We start from the raw sequence: 3812 nt of genomic DNA, 5'->3' as shown, positions 1-3812 counted from the left end.
TGACGGTGGGGTATTAAACCCACCGTCAACGGGGGTGTTCAAAATTACTTGGGGGAGCGAATCCCCATGTAATTTTCCTCCTGTCTCCTGTCTCCTGTCTCCTGTCTCCTTCTTCAATCCCCCTTCCGGAGCTGTTGCCTTCCGGAGCTGTTGCCTGCGCACAGCGCTATAACCACAAAATCAGGTTTCAAGTCTCCTCTTTTAAGGGGATAAAAAGTGGAGCTTTACGCTTGCAAAATGCCATATCCAATCGACCAAGAGAAAGAAAATTTAGTATGTTCGATCGCCTCCCTATTACCGAAGGTACTGAATTCCGCAGTTCCTCTGTAAGAGGCTTTTTCCGTTTTTCATGCTGCGCTTTTCATGTGGGCGTTTTGCGCTTGTGCCTAACTTCCGCTAAAAGCTAGCACACAATGACCGCTTGCATCTGCTGCACCCCGCGCAGTCAGATCAAATCCGCTCGGGTTCGGTCTAAAAAAATGTTCCATCACAGCGCCATTACCAAATTTTTCTTGATATCCCCATCTTCCCATCTCCCCATCTTTACAGCGGTTTTCATTTCGGTAGACCACAGTAGGGACGTTCTATGGAACGTCCCTACTGGGCGCGTGATTGTGACTATGTGGTTCATCAATATAAAAAGCGCTGTAAACTTGGTTCTATAAGTAACTGTGCAAAACTAATTTAATATTTGGTGCAGAATAGTTACAATAATGGAATTACTTTTGATGTCTTTATAATGACCCAATTAAGTTCAATTACTATCTCACCTAATTTAGAACCTACTGGTTTATTTGTTCTCTTACATGGCTGGGGAGCTAATTGTAATGATTTAACACCTTTAGCAACACAGTTGAATTTGCCTGATTATTGGTTTGAATTTCCAGATGCTCCATTGCCTCATCCTGAAGTTCCTGAGGGAAAAATGTGGTATGACTTATCAAATTTAGAATTCCAAGGTCTGGTTGAAAGTCGCCAAATATTAATTGATTGGCTAATTTCTCTAGAAAGTAAAACAGGGATACCTTTATCTAAAACTATTCTATGTGGCTTTTCTCAAGGTGGGGCAATGGCTATGGATGTAGGAGTAACTTTGCCAATAAAAGGCTTAATTATTTTAAGTGGATACCTACATTCTCAACTTCAACCATCAGGAGAAAAATTACCACCTGTTCTAGTTACACATGGTACACAAGACCCAGTTTTACCTATTGAACAAGGAAGACGAACGCGCGATACTTTCACAAATCTGGGGGCAAATATACAATACCAAGAATTTAATATGGGACATGAGATTATTCCAGAAATTGTGAAGTTAATGCGAAGTTTTGTTATAGATACTATGGCAAAAGCTTAGAAAGACTATTATATTAAATGGAGGTGTGAATAACACTCCGTTTTAATTAATGCTTTCAGCAGATGCCATTTCAGGGAGGTCGGTTTTGATGCAAACTATAGCCCGTTCTTTACACGAGGTTGCTAATTTAACTGCACAGGATGTAGCTAAGTTGGCTTTACGTTTGGAGGAAGATGATTATCAAAATCCTTTTGACGGGTTGAGTGATTGGCACCTGCTACGAGCGATCGCCTTTCAACGTCCAGAGTTAATCGATCCTTATATCCATTTATTGGATTTAGAGCCTTGTGATGAGGCTTGAGGAAAATATGGGAACGCACAAGTCAGTAATTTAATCATTTTGTCACATTTGAGAGTGTTGGTTTAGTAAACAAGGTATTTTTAAGCTTGGATACTTTTTACCCAACACTCCTATTTATCTTAATCTTAATTATGTTTGAATACTTACTGATGATTTTAGTCAAATAGGAAACATTCATTTGATATGACAACTGCTTGGCGTTGCACAGTGACGAATGATTTTAGATTTTTGATGAACAGGATTTTGGATTAATCAATTGCTAGAATGATTGATATTAGGTTTTTTTATCAAAGTCTAAACTAATTTTTGGCAATATCATTCCATAATGTGCGACCCCAACTGCTTAATGAAAAATATGGCGTTGCTCAAGAGTATGTATGATATTAATTTTAATTACTTAGGAGTCAACCCACCCCCACCCCTCCCAGGAGGGGAAGTCAGGAGAACTGAGTCAGGAGAAAGAAAAGTGTTTTTCGGTCAATTAAGTAAAGACAACATCTAATTTTGCTATTCAAAGAATGACTCTTAATTTACCTAAATTACTTATTTCATACCTCAAATCACCAATGCCAAAAATACTATATTAATTAATTATTTGCTTCTTCACAACTTAACGATCTAGAATTTCAACAATTAACAATTATTAATTAACAATTACCTCTCCTTTTCAAGACAAGAAAATATTATGGGTAGAAGAGTTTTAATCAGTATTTGTGGTGGTATAGCAGCTTATAAAATTTGTGAAGTAGTTTCTACTCTCGTAAAATCTGGTATCGAGGTGCGAGCAATTTTGACAGATTCTGCTCAACAGTTCATTACACCTCTAACTTTATCCACTCTCTGTCGTTATCCAGCTTATACAGATCGAGATTTTTGGCAGTCTACTCACGGACGTCCATTGCATATTCAGTTGGGTGAATGGGCAGAAATAATAGTCATTGCTCCTCTCACAGCAAATACTTTGGCAAAATTAGTATACGGTTTAGCAGATAATTTGTTGACTAATACAGTGCTGGCTTCTCGTTGCCCAATTTTATTATCTCCGGCAATGAATACTGATATGTGGGAACAACAGACAGTACAGCGAAATTGGCAACAAATATTGACAGAAAAAAGATATTATGGTATGAATCCAAGTATGGGAATATTAGCTTGCGATCGCGTTGGTCAAGGCCGAATGGCGGAACCAACAGAGATAATCACAAATATAGAATCTTTGTTATATACAGCAGGCAAAAGAGATTTAGTAGGTAAGAGAATATTAATTAGCGCGGGTGGAACGCGAGAACATTTAGACCCTGTGAGGTATATTGGCAACCCTTCTACGGGTAAGATGGGTATAGCTTTAGCTAAGGCGGCATTGCATCGCGGTGCAAGTGTTACTTTGGTTCATAGTATTTCGGGAGAGTTGCTGTTATCAGGGATAAAAACTGTGGAGGTAGTGAGTGCTGCTCAGATGCGACAAGCAATGTTATCTCATTTTACTGAAGCAGATATAATTGTGATGAGTGCGGCAGTAGCAGATGTTAAACCTGTTGAGTATAGTAGTGAGAAATTGCCAAAGCGATCGCTACCAAATTTATTACCTTTGACACTTGTACCGGATATTGTGGCGGAGTTAGGGCAGTTAAAGCAGCGCCAGCAATATTTGATTGGGTTTGCAGCACAGACTGGAGATATTGTTGCACCTGCGTTGGAGAAGTTGCAGGTTAAAAATTTAGATGCTATTGTTGCTAACCCTATTGACCGAGAGGAAGCTGGTTTTGGTAGTGATACAAATCAAGGAATTTTTCTGGATGCTGAAGGTCGTCGGCGAGATCTTCCGTCTTGTAGTAAATTAGAAATGGCTCATAGGTTGTGGAGTTTTGTCTTGGAGAGCGGGGGATGGGGAAATGGGGAGCTAGGGATATAGGGGGATGAGGAGATTAAATATTGATATCAAATCCGGTAGCAGTAGTTGAAGGTGTGGAACTGGGAGTTATAGAAATCGGATTATTTTCTACTACTGAACTAATATTATTGTTTGGTTGATTAAGATTAATTTTTCCTGTATCTGTAAAGACTTCACCTGTATTAATTTTACCTACTTCAGTGGTCAGATTAATATTGCCACTTCCTTGAGGATCAGTGGAAGTAATATTACCTGTATTTTAA

General features: G+C 38.9%; 5 protein-coding genes. 4 read left to right on the top strand and 1 reads right to left on the bottom strand.

All coding sequences use genetic code 11. The features are described 5' to 3' along the window. Nucleotides 1-386 precede the first annotated feature (386 nt). The gene (locus F6K13_RS23015) at nt 387-572 is read right to left on the bottom strand and encodes a hypothetical protein (RefSeq protein WP_124145796.1); all 186 of its coding nucleotides are present in this window, start codon (nt 570-572) and stop codon (nt 387-389) included. Nucleotides 573-739: 167 nt separating this feature from the next. Here F6K13_RS23015 and F6K13_RS23010 point away from each other — a divergent pair, with 167 nt between their 5' ends. The 4 genes from F6K13_RS23010 to coaBC all read left to right on the top strand — a co-directional run bounded on the left by F6K13_RS23010 (nt 740) and on the right by coaBC (nt 3570). After that, the gene (locus tag F6K13_RS23010; RefSeq protein ID WP_124145795.1) at nt 740-1357 is read left to right on the top strand and encodes an alpha/beta hydrolase; all 618 of its coding nucleotides are present in this window, start codon (nt 740-742) and stop codon (nt 1355-1357) included. A gap of 88 nt (nt 1358-1445) precedes the next feature. Then, a complete protein-coding gene (locus F6K13_RS23005) occupies nt 1446-1658 on the top strand; it encodes a DUF2555 domain-containing protein (protein WP_124145794.1) in 213 nt (70 codons plus the stop codon). Between the two features lie 325 nt (nt 1659-1983). Further along, nucleotides 1984-2160, top strand: a complete 177-nt coding sequence (locus F6K13_RS23000) for a hypothetical protein (protein WP_161564599.1) — start codon at nt 1984-1986, stop codon at nt 2158-2160. 183 nt (nt 2161-2343) lie between these two features. Beyond that, a complete protein-coding gene (gene coaBC, locus F6K13_RS22995; RefSeq protein ID WP_124155210.1) occupies nt 2344-3570 on the top strand; it encodes a bifunctional phosphopantothenoylcysteine decarboxylase/phosphopantothenate--cysteine ligase CoaBC in 1227 nt (408 codons plus the stop codon). Nucleotides 3571-3812: the final 242 nt, after the last annotated feature.

Source organism: Okeania sp. SIO2B9, assembly GCF_010672505.1.
Taxonomy (GTDB): domain Bacteria; phylum Cyanobacteriota; class Cyanobacteriia; order Cyanobacteriales; family Microcoleaceae; genus Okeania; species Okeania hirsuta.
This window is presented reverse-complemented; position numbering and strand designations above follow the sequence as displayed.

Excerpts from the sequence above, each read along its gene's own strand:
- F6K13_RS23010 (WP_124145795.1), top strand. The coding sequence starts at position 740 with ATGACCCAATTAAGTTCAATTACTATCTCACCTAATTTAGAACCTACT.
- F6K13_RS23005 (WP_124145794.1), top strand. The coding sequence starts at position 1,446 with ATGCAAACTATAGCCCGTTCTTTACACGAGGTTGCTAATTTAACTGCA.
- F6K13_RS23000 (WP_161564599.1), top strand. The coding sequence starts at position 1,984 with ATGTGCGACCCCAACTGCTTAATGAAAAATATGGCGTTGCTCAAGAGT.
- coaBC (WP_124155210.1), top strand. The coding sequence starts at position 2,344 with ATGGGTAGAAGAGTTTTAATCAGTATTTGTGGTGGTATAGCAGCTTAT.